Here is a 24,845-nt window from a genome sequence, read left to right on the forward strand (position 1 = left end):
CCCTCGCATGACCGATCCCCGCGACACCCTCGGCTTCGTCCGAAACCGCCTCGACCGGCACTCGGCCGAGCAGCCCGAGGAGGCGGTGCCCGCCTTCGACACGCCCGAGGCCCGCCTCGTGCTGATCTGCGGCGACCGGATCGTGCTACGCGGGGAGACCGCGCTGATCGCGGTCGCGGAGGCGGCGGACCTCGCGGGCGGGACGCGCATCTTCCTCGGGCACCGGGACGGGCAGCCCGTCTTCGCCGCCGCCGCGCCGGCCGAGGCCGCGGAGCGCTTCTCCGAGGGGCCGACCCGTACCCTCGACCTGAGGTCGATCGCCACCGACTCCGCCGTGGAGGCCGAGGAGCTCGGCCTGCTCGCCGTGGCCAAGTCCATGCTCGACTGGCACGCCCGCCACGGTTTCTGCGCCAATTGCGGCACCGCCACCGTCTCGAAGGCCGGCGGCTTCCGCCGGGAATGCCCGAGTTGCAGCGCCCACCATTTCCCCCGGGTCGATCCGGTGGTGATCATGCTGGTGCGCCGGGGCGACACCTGCCTGCTCGGCCGGGGTCCGCATTTCCGCCCGCACATGTATTCCTGCCTCGCGGGCTTCCTGGAGCCCGGCGAGACGATCGAGGACGCGGTGCGCCGCGAGGTGTTCGAGGAGACGCAGATCCGCGTCGGCGCCGTCACCTACCGGACGTCGCAGCCCTGGCCGTTCCCGTCGTCGCTGATGATGGGCTGCGCCGCCGAGGCGCTCGACGAGGTTATCGTGACCGATCCCAGCGAGCTGGAGGATGCGCGCTGGTTCAGCCGGGCCGACGTCGCGGCCTTGCTGGCGGGAACGCATCCCGAGGGGATCCTGGCGCCGCCGCCCATGGCGATTGCCAACTACCTGATGCGCGCCTTCGTGGCCGGCGAGACCTGATCCGGATCAGCCGGACGCGCCGGAGCCGCTGATCTGCAGCTCCCCCGCCGCGCCCGCGTCATCGGCCTCAGACCGCGACGCGGGCCTGCTCCGCCTGGGCCGGCAGCGCGCCACGCATCTCCGAGAAGGCCTCGCCCACCATCAGCAGCGCCGGCCCGTCGAGGCCCGCCGCCTCGACCCGGTCGGCGAGGTCGGCGGCCGTGCCGCGCAGGGCCTGCTGGTTCGGGCGGGTGGCGTTGAACACCAGCAGCGCCGGCGTCGTGGGCGCCAGCCCCTCCTCCACGGCGCGCGCCAGCAAGGCCCGCAGGGTCCGCTTCGGCATGTAGACGATCGTGGTGACGCTCGGATCGGCGAGAGCGCCCCAGTTCAGGTCGTCCGGCAGCGCCCCGCGGCGGTCGTGGCCGGTGACGAACTGGAGCCGGCGCGCGGCGTCGCGATGGGTCAGGGACAGGCCGAGGGACGCCGCCGCACCCTGCGCGGCCGAGACGCCCGGCACCACGGTCACCGGGATGCCGGCGGCCCGGCAGGCCTCGATCTCCTCGCCGGCCCGGCCGAAGACCAGCGGGTCGCCGGATTTCAACCGCACCACCTGCTTGCCGGAGCGGGCGAGCTGCACCATCAGCGCGTTGATGTCGTCCTGGCGGCAGGACGGGCCGTGGCCGGTCTTGCCCACCAGCATGGTGCGGGCCTCGCGGCGGGCGTAGTCCAGGATCTCGGGTGCGACGAGGTCGTCGTAGAGGATGACGTCGGCGTTGCGCAGCGCCCGCAGCGCCTTGAGCGTGAGCAGCTCCGCGTCGCCGGGGCCGGCCCCGACCAGCGTCACGGCGCCGCCCTTCGGAGCGGTCTCGGTCTCGCCGAGCAGCTCGGCGAGATCCCGGTCCGACGGCGCCCGGTCGGGCTCCGCGAAGGCCCGGTCGGTGAAGCGCTCCCAGAAGAACCGCCGGTCGGCGAAGCCGTGGAAGCGGGCCGTGACGCCGTCGCGCCAGTCGCGGGCGGCCGCGACCCAGCGACTGAACCCGCGGGGCAGCATCGCCTCGATCCGGGCGCGCACGGTCTGCCCGAAGACCGGGGCCGCGCCCTCGGTCGAGATGCCGACCACGAGCGGCGAGCGGTTGACGATGGCGCCGAACTTCACGTCGCAGAGGTGTGGCCGGTCCACCGCGTTGACGATGGCGCCGGCGCCGCGGGCGGCCGCCACGAAGGCGACGCACTCGGCCTCGTCCTCCATCGCGCCGATGCAGAAGGCCGCGCCCCAGAGATCGTCCGGGCTCCAGGGGCGTTCGTGCAGGACCACCTGCCCGTCGACGATCTCGCCCGGCACGGCGCGCAGCTCCTCGCCGGGCTCGGGCGCGTAGACGTCGACATGGGCGCCGGCGGCGGCCAGCACCTTCACCTTCCAGGGAGCGCCGCCGGACGAGCCGGCGAGCACCACCCGCTTGCCGCGCAGGGGGACGAAGACGGGCAGCACCGCCAGCGGCTCCAGGCCGGCAGCCTTGGTCTCGCGGGGGGCGCGGGCTGCGCGCAGGGGGGTCTCGGTCACGGGCCTGTCCTGAATCGTCCTGATCCGGCCGGTCCCGACTGCCCCCTCATCCTCGGGTACCGGAGCGGAGGCCTCGAAGGAGGCTCCAGTCGGCCGCGATCCCTGGAGCTCTTCTTCGAGGACCGCTGACGCGGGCACCTCAGGATGAGGTGATCTGACAGGAGAAGCCGATCCATCCTCGCCGGCGAGTGTATCAGAAAATCACGCGGCGCATGCGGTCTGCCCGGCCAGCATCTTGCGGATCTCCGGTATGCACGAGCCGCAATTCGTCCCGGCCTTGCAGGCGGCGCCCACCGCCTCCGCGGAGCCGGCGCCTCCGGCGATGGTCGCGGCGATAATGTCCGCGCCGACGCCGTGACAGGCGCAGACCACCGGACCCGCCGAGGCGGTCGCCGCGCGGCCCGAGAGCAGCGCCCGCCGCTCGGCGGCGTCGGGCGCCTCGGCGGCGAACAGGACCTTGGCGGCCTCCCAGTCCGGCCGCTCGGCGGCGGGGGCGTAGGCGAGGCAGGCGACGAGGCGGTCGCCGTCGTAGACCGCGCAGCGGTAGCGATCGCGGGCGTGGTCGGCATATTCCGCCAGCTCGCCGCCCGGCAGCGCCTCGCTCTGGATCAGCCCGCGCACCATCAGCGCCACGGCGCGGGAGCTGTCGGCGGTGGCGAACTGCGCGCCCCAGCCGCCGGTGATCGCGGCGCGCGCCCACCACCAGCCCTCGGGCAGCGCCACCTGTCGGCGCGTCAGCAGGAAGCCGCGGGCGCGGTAGCCGACGGACTCGACCGCCGCGGGGGTCGCCTTGAGCTCGGGCTGACCCGAGACCGGGTCGGTCATGCCCCGCACCAGCGCGCCGACCCGGGCCCGCGACGCGAAGGCGCCGCCCCAGTGCATCGGCATGAACAGGCTGCCCGGCACCACCGTGTCGGTGACCGTCACCTCCAGCTCGGCCGCGCCGTGCGCGGTCGTGAGCCGGGCGATGTCGCCCTCCGCGAGGCCGTGGGCCGCCGCGTCGTCCGGATGGACCTCGACGAACGGCACGGCCCGGTGCGCGGAGAGCCGCTGGCTCTTCCCGGTGCGCGTCATCGTGTGCCAGTGGTCGCGGACCCGGCCGGTGTTGAGCATGAGCGGGAACGCCGTAGAGGCCGCGAGCGCGAGGGCCGGCGGCTGCACCGCGACGAAGCGGGCGCGCCGGTCGAAGGTGTAGAACCGGCCGTCGCCGAACAGCCTCGCCTTCCCCTGGGGGGCGCCCCGGAAGCCGGAGCGCTTCGGGATCGGCCACTGCACCGGCAGGGCCGCCTCGTAGGCGGCGTCGCCGATGTCCGCGAGCGCGCCGAGGTCGAAATCGCGGGTGCCGTTGTTCTCGTAGGCCGAGAGCCCGGCATGCTCGCGGAAGATCGCGGCGGCGGAATCGAACGCGAAGGCCCGCCCGTGGCCGAGGCGGCGCCCGACATCCGCCAGCGCCGCCCAGTCCGGCCGGGCCTCGCCGGGGCTCGCGAGGAAGCGGCGCTGGCGCGAGATCCGGCGCTCGGAATTGGTGACCGTGCCGTCCTTCTCGCCCCAGGCCTGGGCGGGGAGAAGCACGGTGGTCTTGGCCCGCCCCCGCGCGGTGTCGGAATCCGCCACCGCCTCGGACACCACGTAGAGGTCGAGGCCGGCGAGCGAGTCCCGGATCGCGTCGGCCCGCGGCATCGAGACCAGCGGGTTGGTGCCCATCACCCACAGCGCCTTGATCTTGCCCCGGCCGATGGCCTCGAACAGCGCCACCGCCTTCATGCCCTCGCCGGTGATGATCCGCGGGGCGCCCCAGTAGCGGCGCACCCGGTCCACCTCCTCGGGGGTGAAGTGCATGTGGGCGGCCAGCATGTTGGCGAGCCCCCCGACCTCGCGCCCGCCCATGGCGTTCGGCTGGCCGGTCAGCGAGAACGGCCCCATCCCGGTCTCGCCGATCCGGCCGGTGACGAGGTGGCAGTTGATGATGCTGTTGCCCTTGTCGGTCCCCTGCGCCGACTGGTTCACCCCCTGCGAGAAGGCCGTGACCACCCGGCGGGTGCCGGCGAACAGGGCGTAGAAGGCCGCGATGTCGGCCTCGGTCACGCCGGTGACGGCGGCGACAGCCGCGAGGTCCGGCGCGATCTGGCGGGCGCGGTCGAGGGCGCCGTCGAGGCCTGCCGTGTGGGAATCGATGAAGGCGCGGTCGCGGAAACCGTTGTCCGACAGGTAGACCAGCAGGCCCGAGAACAGGGCGGTGTCGGTGCCCGGCCGGATGCCGAGGAACAGGTCGCATTCCTGCGCGGTCTGGGTCCGGCGCGGGTCGATGACCACGAACTTGGTGCCGCGGCGCTCCTTGGCGTCGGCCATGCGGCGGAACAGGACCGGGTGGCACCACGCGGTGTTGGAGCCGACCAGCACGATCAGGTCGGCCTCGTCGAGATCCTCGTAGCAGCCCGGGACCGTGTCGGAGCCGAAGGCCCGGCGGTGGGCCGCGACCGCGCTCGACATGCAGAGGCGCGAGTTGGTGTCCACGTGCGGCGTGCCGATGAAGCCCTTCGCGAGCTTGTTGGCGACGTAGTAATCCTCGGTGAGGAGCTGGCCCGAGAGGTAGAAGGCGATCGCGTCCGGCCCGTGCTCGTCCGCCACCGCGCGGAGCTTGCCCGCGACCGTGTCGAGCGCGGCATCCCACGAGACCTGGGCGCCGTCGACCTGCGGGTGGAGCAGGCGGTTCTCGAGCGACAGGGTCTCGCCCAGCGCCGAGCCCTTCGAGCACAGGCGGCCGAAATTGGCCGGGTGCTCGGAATCGCCCGCGATGGTGGCGCCGCCCTGCCCGTCCGGGGTCGCGAGCACGCCGCACCCGACCCCGCAATAGGGGCAGGTGGTCCGCACCGTCGGCGCCGCCACTGGCTGGGTCATGGCTGAATCCTCGCAGGGTCGTCCTGAGCGGGAGCAAGCTTCGCGCCGCCGTTCCCCTCCCCCCTGTGGGGAGGGGTTAGGGGTGGGGGTGGTGCAGAAGGCACCGCCCGAGCCCCGTCCTGCGCCACCCCCACCTCCGGCTCCTCCCCACAAGCTCGAGCGATCCCGGGCAAGCCCGGGGTCGCCAGGGGAGGAGAGCAAGTTGCGGTTCAGTACACGTCGGCCTGATACCGCCCGGCCTTCTTGAGCGCGGCGAGATAGGCCACCGCGTCCTCGGGGCTCTTGCCGCCGAACTGCGCCGCCACGTCGATGATCGCCCGCTCGACGTCCTTGGCCATGCGCTTGGCGTCGCCGCAGACGTAGAAATGCGCGCCGCCCTCGAGCCACTTCCACAGCTCGGCGCCGTTCTCGCGCATCCGGTCCTGGACGTAGGTCTTCTCCGTCCCGTCCCGCGACCAAGCCAGGGACAGGCGGGTGAGCACCTTGTCGTCCTTCAGGCTGTTCAGCTCGTCCTTGTAGAAGAAGTCCGAGGCCTGCCGCTGGTGGCCGTAGAACAGCCAGTTGCGGCCCGGCGCCCGCGTGGCGGCGCGCTCGCGCAGGAAGGCCCGGAACGGCGCGATGCCGGTGCCTGGGCCGCACATGATCACGTCCTTCGACAGGTCGGCCGGCAGGCCGAAGCCGTGCGCCTTCTGGAGGTAGACCTTCACCCGGGTCTGCTCCGGAAGGCGCTCACCGAGGTGCGTCGAGGCCACGCCCAGCCGCAGCCGCGAGCGGTGGTTGTAGCGCACCGCGTCCACGGTCAGCGACACGCGGCCGACATCCATCTTGGGCGAGGACGAGATCGAGTAGAGCCGCGGCTGCAACTCGTCCAAGGCCTCCAGGAAGACCTCGGCGTCGGGCCGCGCGCCCGGGAACTTGTGGAGCGCGCCGAGCACGTCGAGATAGGCGGCGTCGCCGTCCGGATCCTCGCCGGAGGCGAGCGCCTGCGCCTTCTTGCGCGCCGCCCCGGAGGTGAGCAGCGACAGGAGCTGGTACAGATTGTCGGGCGCCGCGCCGAGCGCGTAGTTGATCAGCAGGTGCTCGCGCAGGGTCCTTTCCCCGATCACCCGCTCGGGCCGGGCGCCGAGTTCCGCGATCACGGCATCCACCAGTGCGGGGGCGTTGGCGGGGAACAGGCCCAGCGAGTCGCCGACCTCGTACTGGATCGGCGTGCCGTCGAGCCCGATCTCGATGTGCCACGTCTCCTTCTCGCCGCCCGGATCGTTGAGGCGTCGACGGGACAGGAACAGCGCCTCGACCGGGTTCTCGCGGCAGTAGCCGAGCGGGCCGAGATCGGCCGCCGCCTTCGGGACGTCGTCCTCCGCCTTCGGCGCCGCCGGGGCGCCGCCGGCGGCGCCGAACTCCTCGTCCAGCTTCTTGAGCATGCGCAGGGTCTCTTTGCCGCCGGGCTGGCAAAGGTTCAGGCGCGCCTCGTTCTTGAGGAAGATGGCGTTGGCGTAGTCGGCGCAGTTGTAGCCGCACTGGCCGCAATCCTGCTGGGCCATGGCGGCCATCAGCTTCTGCGGTTCGGGCCGGTCCTTGGCCATCGCCATCCGGTCGGCGATCGGCACGGACGGGTCGTGCCAGGGGGCATCGTCGTTGTCGGCGAGTTTCGGCCCCGTGGCGGGGCCCTCGCCGGGCGCGAGCGCCGTCGCGCCCGCGACGGCGGGGCCGAGCAGGGCCGCGAAGTAGCCCGAGAGCCAGGCGCGCTGGTCCTCGTTGAAGGGCGCGGTCTCGGGGATCAGGACGAGGGGGGGCGAGACGTGCTGGGTCATGCGGCGGCCTTCAGGGCGGGCTGGTCCTCGGCGGCGTCGCGGAGCGCCTCCGCGCCGGTGCGGCTGGTGAAGGCCTGGAAGCTCTCCTCGGGGCCCTGGCGGAGGGCGAGGTAGGCGCGCAGCAGCGCCTCGACACGGGCGGGCGCATCCTCGGCCTTCACGGCCTTCCAGATCTCGGTGCCGATCTTCGGGTTCTCGGCGAAACCGCCGCCGACCACGACGTCGTAGCCCTCGACGGTGTCGCCCTCCTCCGAGACGACGACCTTGGCGCCGATCAGCCCGATATCGCCGATGTAGTGCTGGGCGCAGCTGTGGTGGCAGCCGGTGAGATGGACGTTCACCGGCACGTCGAGGTTCGGCAGGGCCGTCTCGACGTGGTCGGCGATGATCAGCGCGTGGCCCTTGGTGTCGGAGGCCGCGAACTTGCAGCCCTTCGCCCCCGTGCAGGCCACGAGACCGGAGCGGATGCCCGCCGCCTTGGTGGTGAGGCCGAGATCGAGCACCCGCTGCTCAACCTCGGCGACCTTCGCGTCCGGAACCCCGGAGAAGATGAAGTTCTGCCAGACGGTGAGGCGGATCTGGCCGTCGCCGCACTCGGCGGCGATCTTGGCCAGTGCCCGGACCTGATCGCTGGTCATCTTGCCGACCGGCAGGACCACGCCGATCCAGTTGAGGCCGGGCTGTTTCTGGGCGTGGACGCCGACATGGGCGAACCGGTCGGTGGCCTTCCGCGGCGCGACCTGCTCCGGCGCGACCCGGTCGAGCTTGCGGCCGAGCTTGTCCTCGACGGCCGCGAGGTACTTGTCGAATCCCCAGGCGTCGAGGACGTACTTCATCCGGCTCTTGTTGCGGTTCGTCCGGTCGCCGTTCTCGATGAACACCCGGATGATCGCGTCGGCGACGGCGTTGCAGTCCTCGGGCTTCAGCACGATGCCGGTATCGCGGGCGAGGTCCCGGTGGCCCGAGATGCCGCCGAGCACGAGGCGCATGTAGATGCCGGGCGGCACGGCGGCGCCGTCCAGCACTTCCACGGCCTGGAAGCCGATGTCGTTGGTCTCCTCCAGGGTCGGCATCACGCCGCTGCCGTCGAAGGCGACGTTGAACTTGCGCGGCAGGCCGTAGAGCGAGCGGTCGTTCAGGATCCAGTTGTGCCAGGACTTGGCGAGCGGGCGCGTGTCCAGAAGCTCCTGGGCGTCGATGCCGGCGGTCGAGGAGCCGGTGACGTTGCGGATGTTGTCGGCGCCCGCCCCCCGGGCCGTGAGGCCGATATCGGTGAGCCCGTCGAGGAAGGGCTGGGCGTGCTCGGGATCGATCTCCCGCACCTGCAGGTTCGCCCGGGTGGTCACGTGGACGTAGCCGCCGCCGTGCTGGTCGGCGAGGTCGGCGATGCCGGCGAACTGCCAGTGGTGCAGGATCCCGTTCGGGATCCGCAGCCGGCACATATACGAGACCTGGTTCGGCGCCACCCAGAACATCCCGTGGTAGCGCCAGCGGAAATTGTCCTCGGGCTTCGGCTGCTTGCCGGAGGCGGCCTCCTGGATGAGGCGGTTGTGGCCGTCGAACGGGTTCTCGGCGCGCTTCCATTTCTCCTGGTCGCAGAGCTTGCCGCCGTCCTTGACGGTCCGGTCCTGCGCCTTGATGTGGATCGCGTCCGGGCCCGTCGGCTCGGCCGGCGGCGCGGCCGCCCCCGCCCCGCCCGCGGCGAGGCCGCCGGTCAGGCGGACGGCGGCGATGCCGGAGGCGAAGCCCTCGAGGTAGCGCTTCTGCTCGGCCTCGAACGCGCCCGCGGCGGTCTGGGTGGTGGTCTCGGACATCCGCGCCTCCTCAAGCAGCCAGGGGCTCGGGCGCGGGGCGCCCGAACATCAAGTCGTCCACGTTCTCGATCGGGTCGCCGGAGCGGATCAGCCCCTTGCAGGCGCCCTGCTCGGCGATGTCGCCGACGAACACCGCGCCGATCAGCCGGCCGCCGCGCACCAGCAGCTTGCGGTAGAGGCCGGCGCCGGGGTCGGAGAGCACGATCGCCTCCGCGTCGTCGGGCGTGTCCACGATCCCGGCCGAGAAGACCGGCAGGCCCGAAACCTTCAGGCTCGTGGACAGGGCCGTGCCCCGGTACTCGGCCGGCTCGCCCGAGAGGTGGCGGGCGAGCGTGTCGGCGTGCTCGTAGGCGGGCTCGACCAAACCGTAGATCTGGCCGCGGTGCTCGGCGCACTCGCCCAGCGCGAAGATCCGCGGGTCCGAGGTGGTCATCCGGTCGTCGACCGTGATGCCCCGGCCGATCGCCAGCCCCGCTTCCTGCGCCAGCGCCACCGAGGGGCGCACGCCCACCGACATCACGATGAGGTCGGCCGGGAGCGCGGTGCCGTCCGCCAGCACGAGGCGCTCGACCCGGGACGCGCCCTCGATCCGGGCGGTGTCGGCCTTGAGGATGACGCGCACGCCCCGCGCCTCCATGGCGCGCTTCACCAGCCCAGCGGCGTGGTGATCGAGCTGGCGCTCCATCAGCCGGTCCATGACGTGGAGCAGCGTGGTCTCGACGCCGAGGCGCGCGAGCCCGACCGCCGCCTCGAGGCCCAGGAGGCCGCCGCCGATGACGATCGCCTTCGCGTGCTGCACGGCTGCACGGCGGATCGCCGCCACGTCGGCGAGGTCGCGGAAGGTGATGACGCCCGGAAGGTCCATGCCGGGCTTCGGCAGGCGGATCGGCAGGGAGCCGACCGCGAGGACCAGCCTGTCGAAGGGCAGGACGTGGGTCGCGCCCACGATGACGAGCCCGTTCTCCCGGTCGATCCGCGTCGCCGGCGCGCCGGTGATCAGGCGGATGCCGTGATCCGCGTACCAGTCGAGGCCCCGGAAGGCGCAGGCCGCCTCGTCGACCTCGCCGCCGAGCAGCGAAGAGAGCAGGACCCGGTTGTAGGCGGCCGTGGGCTCGGCCCCGATGCAGGTGATGTCGTAGCGGCCGGGCGCGGCCTCGGTCAGCCGCTCCAGGAAGCGCAGCGAGGCCATGCCGTTGCCGACGACGACCAGCCTCTCGCGCGGCGGGCCGTTCCCGGCGCCCGCGTCGTGTCCGCGTGTGTCCATGGGGGATGTCGCCATCGCTCGATCGCGTCTGGAACCTCGAGTGCAGGGTCGTTGGCGGACCGCCCACGAAAAAGCCGCTGCCGGTCGTCTCCCGGCAGGCTTCAGCCCCAGGGAGAACCGGATCAGCGGCCTCGCTGACGGCGCTGTCCGTCGCCGTTGACGGACGGGGGGAGGTTTGCAGGTTCCGTGCCAGACGCCGCGCGGCCCGCGGGCGCCGCGCGGACCCGCAGGATCGGTGGGGCGGCCGGGACGTTTCGGCCGTCTGAGCGGCGGCTTCGGCACTGCACAAAAACTGTGCGACCCGTCGCAAAAGCGATCACGGGCGGACCGGGCTTTCCGGCAACGACAGAAAGGTCGGGAAATTTCCGGAGGCGCGTCGACGGGGGGCTACCGCGCGCACGCGATCGCCGCGTCGGCCCCGATGAGCTGACCGGCAACGCGCAGCTTCGGATTATGATGAACGTATTACGTAAGTTCTCGCGACGATATCGCCGCGAGTCGCACCGATTCTCGAGTTGTAGAATCGCAGGCGCGCAATGCCGGCGCCTGGAACGCGCCCATCTCGACGTCGCGGTCCGTTACAGGAGTGTCGACAGCATCGCCAGGAGCCCCAGCGTCGGCATCGCGCCGGCGGCCAGGACCCAGTACCAGGCGTGGTGCGATCCCGCCCGACGGTTGTCGTTGCAGGCGCGGGGCACGCGGCCGCCCCGCGTGACGTAGCGTCGAAGCTCGACCCGCCCGCGCGGATGCGAGATCAACGATCCAGTTTCGAGTTTGCGGCATCCGGGCATGGCTCAAGCACAACGGGCGAGCGTGCCCCGCGTTCCGCCGCTGTTCGCCGCGATTCCGCGCGCCGATGACGAACCGCGCGAAGTGTCGCCATCGTCAGAGATTCGCGATCGCCGCCCGGTACAGATCCGCCCTGTAGATGGTCGCGATCGCCGCCGCGATGTCGAACTGCGCGGGCACCTGCTGCGACGCCCGCATCTGCTCCAGCAGCCACCGGGCCTGCGCGGCGCGCGGCTCCTCGACCGCCGCGCCGAAGCGGATGCGCGTGCCGGGCCCGGCGGACGGGTCCGGATCGCCGAAGGCCCGGCCGACCAGGGCGGGATCGAGGTCGAGATAGGTCCGGCGGGCGAGGCGATGGATCAGTTCGGTCCGGTTCTCCGGATCCGCGCACCAGCGTCCGGCCCGGGCGACCGCCCGCACCAGCGGCAGGATCGCGCCGTCGAGCCGCGCGGAGACGGCCAGCACCTTCTCGGGCGCGTTCGGCGCGAGGGCGCTGCCGTGGACCGCCACACGCCCGTGGCCGGCCGCGACCGCCACGTCGTTCCAGGGCGCGCCCGCGCAGAACCCGTCGACCAGGCCGCGCGCCAGCGCCTCCACGCAGTGCTGCGGCGGGACCACGACGGTGCGGAACGCCGCCGCGTCGAGGCCGCCGGCCTCGGCGAACAGCCGCACTTGGTAGCTGTGGCACGAGAAGGGATGCACCGTGCCGAGGGTCAGCGGGCTGCCGGCGCGGTGCCGGGCCTCCGCCACGCCCGCGAAGGCGCGGGCGACATCCGCCAGGGCCTCGCTGGCCGGGTCCATCGCGGCCCAGAGGGTGTTGGACAGCGTGACGGCGTTGCCGTCGGTGCTGAGCTGGAGCGGCACGATCAGGTCTGAGGGCGGCCCCGACAGGGCGAGCCGGCTCGCCAGCGCCAGCGGCGCCAGCATGTGCGCGCCGTCGAGATGGCCCAGCGCCAGCCGGTCGCGCAGCGTCGCCCACGAGGGCTCGGCGGTGAGGTCGAGGTCGAGCCCCTCGGCCCGGGCGAAGCCGAGTTCGTGGGCCGCGATCAGGGGCGCCGCGTCGCAGAGCGGAACGTAGCCGAGCTGGAGCCTCATCCGAGCAGGTCCGCGGTGGTGACGATCGCCCGGGCGATGTCGGCGATCTTGCGCTTCTCGTTCATGGCCTTGCGGCGCAGCTGCTTGTACGCCTCGTCCTCGGAGAGGCCCTTCATGGTCATCAGGATGCCCTTCGCCCGCTCGATCAGCTTGCGGTCGGCGAGTTCGCCCCGCGCCTCCGTCAGCTCGCGCTGGAGGCGCGCGAAGGCGTTGAAGCGCAGGATCGCGATGTCGAGGATCGACTTGATCCGTTCCGCCCGCAGCCCGTCCACCACGTAGGCGGAGATCCCGGCATCGACGGCGGCCTGCATCATGGTCGAGTCCGAGCGGTCGACGAACATCGCCACGGGCCGCTCGACCTGCCGGGAGACACCCGACATCTGCTCCAGGATGTCCCGGCTCGGGCTCTCCAGATGGATCACCACCACGTCGGGCTTGAGCGCGGCGACGCGCTCCATGAGGTCGGCGGTGTCGGGAATCACGACCACGCGCCCGATCCCGGCGGCGCGCAGGCCCTCTTCCAGGATGGCCGCGCGGGCGCGGCTCGGGTCGATCACGGCGACGGTGAGATTGGTTTCAGTCATCGTGGCCCGGTACGGGGCGGGTCTTCTTCTCGAGGCCGGCCCGGCGCGGGCCGCCGCGAGCTAAGCAAGGCCCGTGCCCGTGCTGGGCCCGCGGCGCCCGTTTCCGCGGAATCCCACCTTGCGGCACCAGTAACCGCTGCGCAAAGAAACGGTCCAGCTTCCGCCGCAATGCTGGCCGCACTGTACAGGCCTCGCGGCGGTCAAGGAGATCGGTGATTCGGATGCGCAGGCCAGATCAGCCCGCCCTGACGGCCGCCGCCCACGGCCGCGTGTCCATGCCCTTCCTGCCGACGCTGGCCGTCGTGGCAATCCTGGGCGTGGCCTCGCTCTACTGCCCGACCTCGAAGCCCGGACAGCCCGGCGCCCGGGTCGAAGCGGGCGTGTCCGCCGCTCCCGGACCCACGGATTTCGCGCCGATCGCCGCCGTCGCGGCGCCGGGCCGCCCGCCCGCCGTGATCGCGTTCGCCGAGCAGTACCCGCTCGACGCCGTGATCGCGCGGACGGGGTCCCTGCCCGCCCGTCCGGCCGTGGCCGCACGGGCGAACGCCCACGTCGCGGCCGCGGGCCGGCGCGCCTGCCCCGGCCGGCGCTGCCCCGAGACGCCCCGCAGCAACACCGATCCCATGGCGCCCGCCCGCGGGGCGGCCGATGAGGCCGAGGACGCCCTGCTCCCGTCGCAGGCCATGCCCTTCGCGGCCTCGGTGGTGGAGACCCTGGTTCCGGCCGCGCGGGCCGTCGGCGACGCGGCGAATCTCGTGCGCAGCAGCGCGAGGGCGGTCCAGGGCACGGTGGCCCTGGCGGTGGCCGACTGCCTGCGCTGACCGCGTCGGGCAGCGGGCACCCCGACCTCTGGATCTCGTGACCGGACGTCCTAGGTGCGTCGCAGCGGACGGCCCGGACTGCCGGCCGCGGACCGGGGCCGGGGCCGGATGGCTGCACGCATCGAGGATTACGCGCTCGTCGGGGATTGCCGGAGCGCGGCGCTGATCAGCCGTCAGGGCAGCGTCGACTGGTTGTGCTGGCCGCGCTTCGACGCGGCCGCCCTGTTCACCAGCCTCCTGGGAACCGAGGCGCACGGCTTCTGGAAGATCTTCCCCGAGGCCGAGCACGTCGAGACGCGCTGGTCCTACCGGCCGGGCAGCCTCGTGCTGGAAACCCGCCACACCACGCGGCAGGGCGAGGTCCTGGTCACGGATTTCATGCCGGTCGGCGACGGGTCCCATCTGGTGCGGCTCGTCGAGGGCGTGCACGGGCGCGTCGCCATGCGGATGGAGATGGCGGTCCGGTTCGATTACGGCTCGGCCGTGCCCTGGGTCTCCCGCTCGGAGCTGGGCGACCTGCGCGCCGTCTCGGGCCCTCACAAGGTCGTGCTGCGCACCGACGTCCATCTCAAGGGATCGGACGCGCAGACGACGGTGTCCGAGTTCACCGTCCATGCCGGTGACAAGCACCGGTTCGTCCTGAGCTACGGTCCCTCCCACGAGGAGGACCCGCCCCCGATCGAGCCGCGCAAGGTCCTCGAGGCCACCGACCAGCACTGGCGCGAATGGTCGTCGCGCTGCGCCGGCGGCACGGGCTGGGACCGGATGCTCCAGCGCTCCCTCCTGACCCTCAAGGCGCTGATCTACGAGCCCACCGGCGGCATCGTGGCGGCGCCCACGGCCTCCCTGCCGGAGGGGCTCGGCGGGATCCGGAACTGGGATTACCGGTTCTGCTGGCTGCGCGACTCGACCCTGACGCTGATCGCCCTGATGGACGGCGGCTACATCGACGAGGCGCGCGACTGGCTGGGCTGGCTGCTGCGGGCCGTGGCGGGCAATCCCGAGCAGGCGCACATCCTCTACGGCATCGCCGGCGAGCGGCTGCTGCCCGAGATCGAGCTGGACTGGCTGCCGGGCTACGAGAACTCGCGGCCCGTCCGCATCGGCAACGCCGCCGCCAGCCAGTTCCAGCTCGACGTCTACGGCGAGCTGTTCGACGCGCTCTACCAGGCCCATGCCCGCGGCCTGCCGGTGAGCAAGGACGGCCTGCGGGTCGGCCTCGCGATCCTGAACCACCTGGAGACCGCGTGGCGCGAGCCCGACGAGGGGATCTGGGAGGTGCGCGGCGGGCGTCGCCACTTCACGCACTCGAAGGTCATGGCCTGGGTGGCGTTCGACCGGGCGCTGCGCATGCACGAGATGCACGAGAACGGCGCCACGCAGGAGCAGGCCGAGCGCTGGCGCGCCGTCAAGGACGAGATCCACGCCGAAGTCTGCGAGAAGGGCTTCGATCCCGCTCTCAACAGCTTCGTCCAGTCCTACGGCGCGAAGGCCCTGGACGCGAGCCTCCTGCTCATCGCCCATACGGGCTTCCTCCCGCAGGACGATCCCCGGGTGGTCGGCACCGTGGAGGCGATCGGCAAGGGGCTGATGCGGGACGGCTTCATCCTCCGCTACGAGACCGAGGGCCAGACCACCGACGGGCTGACCGGCTCCGAGGGGGCTTTCCTGCCCTGCACCTTCTGGTACGTGGACAACCTCATCGGCCTGGGGCGGCGCGACGAGGCCGGGGCACTGATCGAGCGCCTGATCGGCATCTGCACCGATCTCGGCCTCGTCAGCGAGGAATACGACGTGCAAGCCAAGCGTCTTGTGGGTAACTTCCCTCAGGCGTTCACCCACGTCGCCCTCGTCAACACGCTCCTCAGCTATACGCGCGGCGAAGGGCCGGCGGATCGGCAGGGTGGTAAGGCCAACGGAGCTCCTCCCGCCGTCCTACGGCAGCGCGAAGCCGCGAAGCGGACCGCGCGAGGCGAACTGGAAGACGCGACATCATGAGCGGTGCTGACACTCCCGCCAAGGCGGCCCTCGCTGAGATCGATACGCTCAGCATCAACACGATCCGGACGCTCGCGATCGACGCGGTGCAGAAGGCCAATTCGGGCCATGCCGGCGCGCCCATGGCGCTGGCGCCGGTCGCCTACACGCTGTGGAACCGCTACCTGCGCTACGACCCGGCGCACCCGCACTGGCCGAACCGCGACCGGTTCGTGCTGTCCTGCGGCCACGCCTCGATGCTGCTCTACGGGCTGCTGCACCTCGCGGGCGTCGCCGAGAGCGACGGCGGCAATGCCCCGGCGGTGTCGCTGGAGGACATCAAGAAGTTCCGGCAGCTCGACAGCCGGACCCCGGGCCACCCGGAATACCACTTCACCACCGGCGTCGAGACCACCACGGGCCCGCTCGGCCAGGGCGTCGCCAACTCGGTCGGCATGGCCATGGGCAGCCGCTTCCTCGGCCAGCACCTGAACCGGCCGAACCTGCCGCTGTTCGACTACAACGTCTACGCCGTCTGCTCGGACGGCGACCTGATGGAGGGCGTCGCCTCCGAGGCCGCCTCGCTCGCCGGCCACCTGCGGCTCGCCAACCTCTGCTGGATCTACGACGACAACACCGTCACCATCGAGGGCCACACGGAGCTGGCCTTCGGCGAGGAGGTCGCGACCCGCTTCCTGGCCTACGGCTGGCAGGTGCTGCGCGTCGCCGACGCCAACGACGTGCACGCGCTGGCGGGCTCGATCGAGACCTTCCTGGCCACCAACGACCGCCCGACGCTCATCATCGTCAAGTCGGTGATCGGCTACGGCGCCCCGAAGAAGCAGGGCACCTCCAAGGCCCACTCGGACGCGCTCGGCGAGGACGAGGTGAAGGGCGCCAAGCGCGCCTACGGATGGCCGGAGGACGCGCAGTTCCTCGTGCCGGACGGCGTGCAGGAGAACTTCCGCAACGGCATCGGCAAGCGCGGCGCCGGCCTCTACGATTCGTGGCAGGGCCTGCTCGCCAAGGCGAAGGAGGCGGACGCCGCCCACGCCGAGGACCTGAACGCCTTCCTGGAAGGCCGCCTGCCGGAGGGCTGGGACAAGGACATCCCCGTCTTCGAGCCGGACGCCAAGGGCCTCGCCACCCGCGAATCCTCCGGCAAGGTGCTGAACGCCATCGCCCAGCACGTGCCGTTCCTGCTCGGCGGCTCGGCCGATCTGGCGCCGTCCAACAAGTCGAACCTGACCTTCGAGGGCGCGGGCTCGTTCGGCCCGTTCTCGCCGGGCGGCCGCAACCTGCATTTCGGCGTCCGCGAGCACGCCATGGGCTCGATCGTGAACGGGCTCGGCCTCTCCGGGCTGCGGGCCTACGGCGCGACCTTCCTGGTCTTCGCCGACTACATGCGCCCGCCGATCCGGCTCGCCTCGCTCATGGAGCTGCCGGTCTTCCACATCTTCACCCACGACTCGATCGGCGTGGGCGAGGACGGGCCGACCCACCAGCCGGTGGAGCAGCTCCTGTCGCTGCGCTGCATCCCGGGCCTCGTGACCCTGCGCCCGGCCGACGCCAACGAGGTCGCCGAGGCCTACCGGGTGATCTTCACGCTGAAGAACCAGCCGGCGGTTCTCGCCCTCTCGCGCCAGCCGCTGCCGACCCTCGACCGCGCGAAGTACGGGGCCGCCTCCGGCACCGCCAAGGGCGGCTACGTGCTGGCCGACAGCGAGGGCACGCCCGACGTGATCCTGCTCGCCTCGGGCTCCGAGGTGCAGCTCTGCGTCGGTGCCTACGAGGCCCTGAAGGCCGAGGGGGTGAAGGCCCGGGTCGTGTCGATGCCGTCCTGGGACCTGTTCGAGCGCCAGGACGAGGCCTACCGCGACTCGGTGCTGCCCCCCGCCGTCAAGGCCCGGGTGGCCGTCGAGCAGGGCAGCGTCATCGGCTGGGACCGCTACGCCGGTTCCGAGGGCGCGATCATCGGCATGCACACCTTCGGCGCCTCGGCGCCGATCAAGGATCTCCAGACCAAGTTCGGTTTTACCCCCGAGAAGGTCCTGGACGCCGCGAAGGCGCAGGTGGCCAAGCACAAGAAGTAGCCCGGGGGCCTGCTCTCCCGCCCGGTCCGGGCGGGAGGGTGCGTTCGGGCGAGAGTACGCGGTACGCGAGGCGAGGAACCGACATGAACGCGCTCAAGGCCCTGCACGACGAACAGGATCAAGCGGTCTGGCTCGACTTCGTGGCCCGCGGATTCATCGAGAAGGGCGAGCTGAAGCAGCTCGTGGAGCGCGACGGCCTGCGGGGCGTCACCTCCAACCCGTCGATCTTCGAGAAGGCGATCGGCCACTCGGACGAGTACGACGACAGCCTGAAGGCCGTGCAGGCGACCGGCGACAGCCGCGTCATCGACCTCTACGAGGGGCTCGCCATCGCCGACATCCAGGCGGCCGCCGACGTGCTCCGCCCGGTCTACGAGGCGAGCGACGGCGCCGACGGCTACGTCAGCCTGGAGGTCTCGCCCTACCTCGCCCTCGACACCGAGGCGACGCTGGCCGAGGCGCGCCGCCTGCACAAGGCGGTCTCCCGCGACAACCTGATGGTCAAGGTGCCGGCCACCCCGGAGGGGATCCCGGCGATCCGGCAGCTGACGAGCGAGGGCATCTCGATCAACGTCACCCTGCTGTTCTCGCAGGAGGCCTACGAGGCCGTGGCGCGCGCCTTCATCGACGGTCTCGACGCGCGCGCGAAGGCCGGCCACGACGTCTCGCGGATCGCCAGCGTGGCGAGCTTCTTCATCAGCCGCATCGACGTCCTGGTCGACAAGCTCCTCGACGAGAAGATCGCGCAGGCCAACGATCCGGACGAGAAGTTCGCCCTCGAGCAGCTGAAGGGCAAGGTGGCGATCGCCAACGCCAAGCTCGCCTACCAGCGCTACAAGACGATCTTCGCCGAATCCAAGTGGACCGCCCTGGCCGAGAAGGGCGCCAAGGCGCAGCGGCTGCTCTGGGCCTCCACGGGCGTGAAGAACAAGGCCTATTCCGACGTCCTCTACGTCGAGGAGCTGATCGGACCGAACACCGTCAACACGATGCCGCCGGCCACCATGGACGCGTTCCGCGACCACGGCGTGGTGCGGGCCACGATCGAGGAGGACGTGCCCGGCGCCGAGGCGGTGATGAACCGCCTCGCCCGGGCCGGGATCGACATCGAGGCGGTGGCCGAGCAGCTGGTGAAGGAGGGCGTGCAGCTCTTCATCGACGCCGCCGACAACCTGCTGGGCGCCGTCGCCGGCAAGCGCGTCGCGCTGCTGGGGCACCGTCTGGACGGGCAGAGCCTCGCCATGGACGACACCCTGGCGGCCGAGGCCAAGAAGGCCGTCGAATCCTGGCGCGCCAGCGGGTCGATCCGCCGGCTCTGGGCGGGCGACGCCTCGGTCTGGTCCGGCCACGACGAGGCGAACTGGCTCGGCTGGCTGCACATCGTCGAGGAAGAGCTCGAGAAGGCCGCCGACTACGCCGCCTTCTCCGACTGGGTGAAGGCGCAGGGCTTCACCGACGCGGTCGTGCTCGGCATGGGCGGGTCGAGCCTCGGCCCGGAGGTCCTGAGCCTGACCTACGGCCAGCGCGAGGGGTTCCCGAAGCTCCAGATCCTCGACTCGACCCACCCGGATCAGGTGCGCGCCCTGGAGGCGAGCATCGACCTGGCCAAGACGCTGTTCATCGTCGCGTCCAAGTCCGGCTCGACCCTGGAGCCGAACGTCTTCCGCGACTACTTCCTGGCCCGCGCCAAGGACGTGCTCGGCGAGAAGGCCGGCGACCACTTCGTGGCCGTGACCGATCCGGGCTCCGACATGGAGCGCGCCGCGAAGGCGGATGGGTTCAAAAAGATCTTCTACGGCGTGAAGCAGATCGGCGGGCGCTACTCGGTGCTCTCGGCCTTCGGCCTCGTGCCGGCCGCCGCCATGGGCCTCGACGTGAAGGCGCTCCTCGAGACCGCCCGCATCATGGTCCGCTCCTGCGGCCCGGCCGTGCCGCCGGCCGTGAACCCGGGCGTCCTGCTGGGCACGGCCATCGGCGCCGCGGCGCTCGCCGGCCGCGACAAGGTAACGATCGTCGCCTCCCCGGCGATCGCGAGCTTCGGCGCCTGGGCCGAGCAGCTGATCGCGGAATCGACCGGCAAGCAGGGCAAGGGCCTCGTGCCGGTGGACGGCGAGCCGGTCGGCGTTCCCGCCGTCTACGGCCACGACCGGTTCTTCGTCTACCTGCGCCTCGACGGCAACGCCGAGGCCGCGCAGGACGAGGCCCTGCGCGCCCTGGAGCGGGACGGCCACCCGATCGCCCGCATCACCCTCGACTCGATCGAGCAGCTGCCGCAGGAATTCTACCGTCTGGAGATGGCGACCGCGGTGGCCGGCGCGGTGATCGGGATCAACCCGTTCGACCAGCCCGACGTCGAGGCCAGCAAGGTCGAGACGAAGAAGCTGTTCGCCGAGGCCGAGGCGAAGGGCGCCCTCCCCGCCGAGACGCCGCTCTACGAGGACGACTGGGTCGCGCTCTACGCCGATCCGCGGAACGCCGACGCCCTCAAGCCGGCCGCCGAGGGGCTCGAGGCCGCGATGAAGGCGCAGATCGGCCGCCTGAAGGACGGCGATTACCTGGGGCTCCTGGCCTACGTCCCGCGCGACGCCGAGGCCGCCGCGATCCTGCAGGAGCCGCGGATCGCCGTGCGCGACGCCCGCAAGGTCGCGACCTGCCTGGAGTTCGGGCCGCGGTTCCTCCACTCGACCGGCCAGGCCTACAAGGGCGGCCCGGACACCGGCGTGTTCCTGCAGATCACCGCGGACGCTGCGGAGGACCTGCCGATCCCGGGCCGGAAGCTCGGGTTCAGCACCGTCGTCGCGGCGCAGGCGCGGGGCGACTTCGCCGTCCTCGCCGAGCGCGGCCGGCGGGCGCTGCGCGTCCACCTCAAGGGCGGCGACACGAAGGCCGGCCTCGTGCGGGTCGCGGCGGCGCTGAAGATGGCTGTCGTCTAGCCGTCCCGGACCGCCGGCGGGGGGCTTCCCGGCCCGCCGCCGGTCCGCCGCGGCGGATCGCCTGTGACGTCGGTGAAGCCGTAGGGGCCTGACCCTCGCCGCGCGGGGGCAATCGGTAAGGAAGGGCAGCAATGCAACTCGGCATGATCGGCCTCGGCCGGATGGGCGGCAACATCGTCCGGCGTCTCCTGCGCGACGGGCACACAGCCGTGGTGTTCGACCAGAATCCGGCGGCCGTCGCCGCCCTGGTCGAGGCCGGTGCGGTCGGCGCGTCGAGCCTGGAGGACCTGGTCTCGAAGCTCGAGGTGCCGCGCGCGGCCTGGGTGATGCTGCCGGCCGGGGCGATCACCGAGCAGACCGTCCAGGCGCTCTCGGGGCTGATGCAGGCGGACGACTGCATCATCGACGGCGGCAACTCCTTCTACGGCGACGATGTCCGCCGCGGGGCCGCCCTGAAGGAGAAGGGCCTGCACTACGTGGATGTCGGCACTTCGGGCGGCGTCTGGGGCCTGGAGCGCGGCTACTGCATGATGATCGGCGGGGACAAGGAAGCCGTCGACCGCCTCGACCCGATCTTCAAGACCCTGGCGCCCGGCATCGGCGACATCCCGAAGACGCCGAACCGCGAGGGGCGCGACCCCCGCGCCGAGCAGGGCTACATTCACGCGGGCCCGACCGGCGCCGGCCACTTCGTCAAGATGGTCCATAACGGCATCGAGTACGGCCTGATGCAGGCCTACGCGGAGGGCTTCGACATCCTCCGCCACGCCAACGCGTCCGACCTGCCGGCCGAGCGCCGCTTCGATCTCAACATGGGCGACATCGCCGAGGTCTGGCGCCGCGGCAGCGTCGTCTCGTCCTGGCTGCTCGACCTGACCGCCCAGGCACTCGCGGGCGACGAGCAGCTCACCGACTTCTCCGGCTACGTCGAGGATTCGGGCGAGGGCCGCTGGACCATCAACGCCGCCGTCGAGGAGGGCGTCCCGGCGACGGTGCTCTCCGCCGCGCTCTACCGCCGCTTCCGCTCCCGCGAGCACGCGAGCTACGCCGACAAGCTGCTCTCGGCGATGCGCAAGGGCTTCGGCGGCCACCAGGAGCCGAAGGGCTGAGCGGGACGCCCGCAGGCCGACCTGTCCGACCCCCGAAGCCGCAGGGCCCGAACCCATGAGCCTTCCCGTCGGAACCCACGTCCTGAAGGATCCGGAGGCGGTTGCCCGCGAGGCGGCCGAGCGGATCATCGTGGCCTGCGGCGAGAGCCGGTCCGACCGGATCGCGCTCTGCCTCTCGGGCGGCTCGACGCCCAAGGTGCTGTACGGCCTGCTCGCCGGGCCGGACTACGCGGCCCGGGTGCCGTGGGAGCGGATCCACTGGTTCTTCGGCGATGACCGCGCCGTGCCGTGGGACGATCCGCGCAGCAATGTCCGGATGGTTCGGGAGGCCTTCGGGCACGGTTCCCAGATCCCGCCGACGCATCTCCACTTCATCCCCTCGGACGAGGGTCCGGAGGCGGGCGCCCGCGCCTACGAGCGGACGCTCCTCGACTTCTACGGGGCCGAGCGCCTCGATCCGGCCCGCCCGCTGTTCGACCTCGTGCTCCTCGGCCTCGGTGAGGACGGGCACACCGCCTCGCTGTTTCCCGGCAAGCCCGCCGTCGACGAGACCCGGCGGCTCGTCGTCGCCGTGCCCGAGGCCGGCCTGGAGCCGTTCGTTCCGCGGATCAGCCTGACGCTGCCGGCGCTCGCGTCCTCCCGGCACGTGCTGTTCCTCGTCACCGGGGCCGGCAAGCGGGTCCCGCTGGCCCGGCTGGCCGCCGGCGAGACCCTGCCGGCCGGCCGCGTAACCAGCGCGGGCGCCGTGGCGTGGCTGCTCGACGAGGCCGCGGCCGGCTGAACCCGCCGCGCCGGCGTCAGCCGCGCGGGAATGATCGGGCGCGCGCAACACCATTTCCTACTCGGGCGTCACCGGGCAATGGCATTGCCACGTCGCACGTGATGACGTTCGAGAACGCAACCCGTCATCGCCAGCCTCTGGGTATCCTTCGTGCAGCCTCGTGAAAGGGCACCGAAGGAGACCTGCCGATGCCGCAGACCACCACCCCGACCGACGTCGAGGCGATGCTGGCGAACCTCGCGCGCTCCGCGAGCCGCTCGCCGGAGGCCTATCTGGCCTCGGCCCGGGCGACCCTGGTGCGCCTGCTGGCCCAGCCGGATCTGCTCGACCCGTCGCGGCTGGTCGGCCGGGGGCCCGGCCTGAGCCGGAACCTCCTGTTCGGCACCGAGGCGATCAGCGTCTGGGCGATGGTCTGGGCGCCCGGCACGGTCACGCCGGTCCACGACCACCACTGCTCGTGCTGCTTCGGCCTGCTGCGCGGCAGCCTGCGGGAGACGTGGTACCGTCCGATCAGCGAGACCCACGCGGTGGCGACCATGGACGCCGTCCGCATGCCCGGCTTCGTCGCCTGCATGATGCCCACGGGGCCGAACCTGCACCGGATCGCCAATGACGGGCCGGAGGCGGCCGTCTCGATCCACGTCTACGGCTACGACCACCGGGCGCAGGACTCGTCGATCCACCGGACCTACGCGGTGGCGGCGGGCTGAGCCCCGCCGCGGCGCGGCCGCGTCACGCCACGTAGATCGTCGGGACGGCAGTCGTGTACTTCATCTCCTCCATGGCGATGGAGGAGGACAGGTTCGAGAAGTCGAGCTTGGCGATGAGGCGCTGGTAGACCGCGTCGTAGGCCTCGATATCGGGCACCACGATCCGCAGCAGGTAGTCGATCTCGCCGGTCAGGCGCCACGCCTCGACGATCTCCGGGAAGCCGGCGACCACCCGCCGGAACGCGTCCGACCAGTCTGCGGCGTGGCGCGGTGCCTTCACGGCCACGAACACCGTGGTGGGGACGTTGACCTTGCGGCGGTCCACCAGGGCGACCCGGCGGCGGATCACCCCGGACGCCTCCAGCTTCTTCACCCGCCGCCAGCACGGCGCCGCGCTGATGCCGACCTGCTCGGCGAGTTCGGCCACCGGGAGCGTCGCGTCCTGCTGGAGGAGATCGAGGATCTTCCGGTCCACGGCGTCCATGCGATCGATGCTCCCGTCGGCGCGTCCGGGCCGGACTACAGGGCGAAGTGCTTCGAGAGCTTGAGCCCCTGGGCCTGGTAGTTCGAGCCGGCCCCCGCCCCGTAGAGCGTCTCCGGCAGGTCGAGCATCCGCTCGTAGACGAGGCGGCCGACGATCTGCCCGTCCTCCAGAAGGAAGGGCACGTCGCGGGAGCGGACCTCCAGCACGGCCCGCGCGCCCGCCCCGCCGGCCCCGGCATAGCCGAAGCCCGGGTCGAAGAAGCCCGCGTAGTGGACGCGGAACTCGCCCACGAGGGGATCGAACGGCACCATCTCGGCGGCGTGGTCCGGCGGGACCTGCACCGCCTCCTTGGAGGCCAGGATGTAGAACTGGCCGGGATCGAGGATCAGGCTGCCCGATCCGTCGGCGGCGAGGGGTTCCCAGAAATCCGCCGCCCGGTGGCGACCGGGGGCGTCGACGTCGACGAGGCCGGTGTGGCGCTTCGCCCGGTAGCCGACGAGGCCGTCGAAGCCGGCGAGGTCGACCGAGACCGCCACGCCGCCCTGGAAGGACGGGCTGCCGGCGTCGACCAGGGCCGAGCGGGCGTGCAGCAGGCCGAGCTCGGCCTCGGTCAGCCGCGGCGCCCCGCGGCGGAAGCGGATCTGCGACAGCCGCGAGCCGCTGCGCACGAGGACCGGGAAGGTGCGCGGCGAGATCTCCGCGTAGAGCGGCCCGTCGTAGCCGGGCTCGACCTGGTCGAAGGCCTCGCCCCGGTCGGTGATGACGCGGGTGAAGACGTCGATGCGCCCGGTCGAGCTCTTCGGGTTCGCGGCCGCCGCGAGATCGGCCGGCAGGGCTAGGCTCTCCTGAAGCTCCGCGATGTAGACGCAGCCCGTCTCCAGGACGGCGCCCGGGCGCAGGTCGACGGCGTGCAGCGACAGCCGGTCGACGCAGGCCTGGACCGTCCGTCCCGAGCCGGGCAGGAAGCTCGTCCGCACCCGGTAGGCCCTGGCGCCCAGGCGCAGGTCGAGGCTCGCGGGCTGGATCTGATCGGCCGCGAAGGGGCTCGCATTCCGGATGCCGCCCGCCCGCGCGAGGGCGGCGATCGCCTGGGCCGGCAGGATGCCGGATCGGCCGTCCGCGCTCGTCTCGGCGGCTCCCGTGGCTGCGCCCGCGTTCATCGCGCCCCTGACTCCCTCGCGCGCCCCGGCCGGTCCGCGTCACGCCGAGCAGCGTTGTCCGCCGGGACC

Annotated in this window: 18 protein-coding genes; 8 read left to right on the forward strand and 10 right to left on the reverse strand. The window is 72.1% G+C overall.

What is annotated here, in order from left to right; genetic code table 11:
- The first annotated feature begins 7 nt into the window (after positions 1-7).
- The gene (nudC, locus tag C4T42_RS18570) at positions 8-910 is read left to right on the forward strand and encodes an NAD(+) diphosphatase (RefSeq protein ID WP_103985598.1); all 903 of its coding nucleotides are present in this window, start codon (positions 8-10) and stop codon (positions 908-910) included.
- Positions 911-977: 67 nt separating this feature from the next.
- Here nudC and cysG read toward each other — a convergent pair whose 3' ends face one another.
- The 8 genes from cysG to C4T42_RS18610 all read right to left on the reverse strand — a co-directional run bounded on the left by cysG (position 978) and on the right by C4T42_RS18610 (position 12,708).
- A complete protein-coding gene (gene cysG, locus C4T42_RS18575; RefSeq protein WP_020094186.1) occupies positions 978-2,450 on the reverse strand; it encodes a siroheme synthase CysG in 1,473 nt (490 codons plus the stop codon).
- Between the two features lie 201 nt (positions 2,451-2,651).
- Positions 2,652-5,348, reverse strand: coding sequence for a nitrate reductase (locus C4T42_RS18580; protein ID WP_103985599.1), 2,697 nt, complete (start codon positions 5,346-5,348; stop codon positions 2,652-2,654).
- 209 nt (positions 5,349-5,557) lie between these two features.
- Positions 5,558-7,162 (reverse strand): sulfite reductase subunit alpha, encoded by a 1,605-nt coding sequence (locus tag C4T42_RS18585; RefSeq protein ID WP_091979137.1) that lies wholly within the window; start codon positions 7,160-7,162, stop codon positions 5,558-5,560.
- Positions 7,159-8,976 (reverse strand): NirA family protein, encoded by a 1,818-nt coding sequence (locus C4T42_RS18590; RefSeq protein ID WP_103985600.1) that lies wholly within the window; start codon positions 8,974-8,976, stop codon positions 7,159-7,161. The genes C4T42_RS18585 and C4T42_RS18590 overlap by 4 nt, the downstream gene beginning before the upstream one ends.
- 10 nt (positions 8,977-8,986) lie before the next feature.
- Positions 8,987-10,240: an FAD-dependent oxidoreductase gene (locus C4T42_RS18595; protein WP_244603225.1), complete on the reverse strand. Its 1,254-nt coding sequence runs from the start codon at positions 10,238-10,240 to the stop codon at positions 8,987-8,989.
- A gap of 578 nt (positions 10,241-10,818) precedes the next feature.
- Entirely contained in the window at positions 10,819-10,998 is a 180-nt protein-coding gene (locus tag C4T42_RS18600) for a hypothetical protein (RefSeq protein ID WP_020094181.1), read from the reverse strand.
- A 127-nt stretch (positions 10,999-11,125) separates the two neighbouring features.
- On the reverse strand, positions 11,126-12,124 hold the full coding sequence (locus tag C4T42_RS18605; RefSeq protein ID WP_103985602.1) for a CmpA/NrtA family ABC transporter substrate-binding protein: 999 nt from the start codon (positions 12,122-12,124) through the stop codon (positions 11,126-11,128).
- Entirely contained in the window at positions 12,121-12,708 is a 588-nt protein-coding gene (locus C4T42_RS18610) for an ANTAR domain-containing protein (RefSeq protein ID WP_026605088.1), read from the reverse strand. Before C4T42_RS18610 ends, C4T42_RS18605 begins: the two co-directional genes overlap by 4 nt.
- Positions 12,709-12,929: 221 nt before the next feature.
- Here C4T42_RS18610 and C4T42_RS18615 point away from each other — a divergent pair, with 221 nt between their 5' ends.
- The 7 genes from C4T42_RS18615 to C4T42_RS18645 all read left to right on the forward strand — a co-directional run bounded on the left by C4T42_RS18615 (position 12,930) and on the right by C4T42_RS18645 (position 23,132).
- Positions 12,930-13,529 carry a hypothetical protein gene (locus C4T42_RS18615; protein ID WP_020094177.1) on the forward strand — a complete coding sequence of 200 codons (600 nt, stop codon included), beginning with the start codon at positions 12,930-12,932 and terminating at the stop codon, positions 13,527-13,529.
- A 108-nt stretch (positions 13,530-13,637) separates the two neighbouring features.
- On the forward strand, positions 13,638-15,527 hold the full coding sequence (locus C4T42_RS18620) for a glycoside hydrolase family 15 protein (RefSeq protein ID WP_020094176.1): 1,890 nt from the start codon (positions 13,638-13,640) through the stop codon (positions 15,525-15,527).
- Positions 15,524-17,599, forward strand: a complete 2,076-nt coding sequence (gene tkt, locus C4T42_RS18625) for a transketolase (protein WP_020094175.1) — start codon at positions 15,524-15,526, stop codon at positions 17,597-17,599. Before C4T42_RS18620 ends, tkt begins: the two co-directional genes overlap by 4 nt.
- An 83-nt stretch (positions 17,600-17,682) precedes the next feature.
- Positions 17,683-20,532: a bifunctional transaldolase/phosoglucose isomerase gene (locus tag C4T42_RS18630; protein WP_020094174.1), complete on the forward strand. Its 2,850-nt coding sequence runs from the start codon at positions 17,683-17,685 to the stop codon at positions 20,530-20,532.
- Positions 20,533-20,663: 131 nt separating this feature from the next.
- Complete coding sequence (gene gnd, locus C4T42_RS18635; protein ID WP_020094173.1) at positions 20,664-21,641, forward strand: phosphogluconate dehydrogenase (NAD(+)-dependent, decarboxylating); 978 nt, start codon at positions 20,664-20,666, stop codon at positions 21,639-21,641.
- 55 nt (positions 21,642-21,696) lie between these two features.
- A complete protein-coding gene (gene pgl, locus C4T42_RS18640) occupies positions 21,697-22,422 on the forward strand; it encodes a 6-phosphogluconolactonase (protein WP_020094172.1) in 726 nt (241 codons plus the stop codon).
- A 188-nt stretch (positions 22,423-22,610) separates the two neighbouring features.
- Positions 22,611-23,132 carry a cysteine dioxygenase family protein gene (locus C4T42_RS18645; protein WP_020094171.1) on the forward strand — a complete coding sequence of 174 codons (522 nt, stop codon included), beginning with the start codon at positions 22,611-22,613 and terminating at the stop codon, positions 23,130-23,132.
- A gap of 22 nt (positions 23,133-23,154) precedes the next feature.
- On the opposite strand, the gene C4T42_RS18650 is transcribed toward C4T42_RS18645, so the two are convergent.
- Both C4T42_RS18650 and C4T42_RS18655 read right to left on the reverse strand, forming a co-directional pair.
- The gene (locus C4T42_RS18650) at positions 23,155-23,616 is read right to left on the reverse strand and encodes an Lrp/AsnC family transcriptional regulator (protein ID WP_012319278.1); all 462 of its coding nucleotides are present in this window, start codon (positions 23,614-23,616) and stop codon (positions 23,155-23,157) included.
- A 35-nt stretch (positions 23,617-23,651) separates the two neighbouring features.
- Entirely contained in the window at positions 23,652-24,776 is a 1,125-nt protein-coding gene (locus C4T42_RS18655) for a 2'-deoxycytidine 5'-triphosphate deaminase (protein WP_020094170.1), read from the reverse strand.
- Positions 24,777-24,845: the final 69 nt, after the last annotated feature.

Source organism: Methylobacterium sp. 190mf (genome assembly GCF_900107945.1).
Taxonomy (GTDB): Bacteria; Pseudomonadota; Alphaproteobacteria; order Rhizobiales; family Beijerinckiaceae; genus Methylobacterium.